The sequence below is a fragment of the Mycobacterium sp. E735 genome, from assembly GCF_001666955.1.
Classification (GTDB): domain Bacteria; phylum Actinomycetota; class Actinomycetes; order Mycobacteriales; family Mycobacteriaceae; genus Mycobacterium.
Genome location: NZ_LZIX01000232.1, coordinates 1 through 897, shown reverse-complemented (window position 1 = coordinate 897; position 897 = coordinate 1). Strand labels below are relative to the sequence as shown.

General features: G+C 71.6%; 1 protein-coding gene. It reads left to right on the top strand.

Annotation, left to right across the window (positions count from 1 at the left end; translation table 11 throughout):
* Positions 1-897, top strand: an 897-nt coding sequence (locus A5704_RS18975; RefSeq protein ID WP_231969180.1) for an LCP family protein, incomplete at both ends; no start/stop codon positions are given.

Here is an 897-nt window from a genome sequence, read left to right as displayed (position 1 = left end):
GCCCCCGCGGCGCCGGCGCGGCTGGCGCCGGTGGGTCCGGTCGCTGGCGTCGATCCTGGTGATCGGCTCGCTGCTGGCCGGGATCGCCGTCGTCTGTGGGGCCGTCTGGTTCGACAGCCGGCTGCACCGCGACGAGATTCTCACCGACTACCCCGGACGACCCGGGCCCGGCCGCGGCACCAACTGGTTGCTGGTGGGCTCGGACAGCCGCCAAGGACTCAGCCCCGAACAGCAGGAGGACCTGGCGACCGGCGGCGACATCGGCAGCAGCCGCACCGACACCATCCTGCTGGTGCACCTGCCAGAGTTGTGGTCCGGCGGGCGGGTGACGCTGGTGTCGATACCGCGCGATTCCTACGTCCCGATCCCCGGCCACGGCAAGGACAAGATCAACGCCGCCTTCTCCTTGGGCGGGGCATCCCTGCTGGCGCAGACCGTGGAGGAGGCCACCGGGCTGCGCCTCGACCACTACGCCGAAATCGGATTCGGCGGATTCGCCGGGGTGGTCGACGCACTCGGCGGGGTGACGATATGTCCGACGACGCCGCTCAACGACCCCTTGGCCGGGATCGACCTGCCCGCCGGTTGCCAGAAAGTCAACGGCCGCAACGCCCTTGGATACGTCAGGACGCGCGCCACCCCACGAGCGGACCTGGACCGCATGGTCAATCAGCGGCAGTTTGTGGCCGCGCTGCTGCAGGCCGCAGGCCGCCCGGCGGTGTGGCTCAATCCGTGGCGCTGGTACGCGGTGCCGCGCGCCGTGGCCGACGCCCTGACCGTTGACCGCGGCGACCACGTGTGGGACCTGGCCCGCCTCGGCTGGGGGCTGCGCGGTTCCCCCGCGACGTTGACCGTCCCCATCGGCGAGTTCACCAACGGCGACGCCGGATCGGTGGT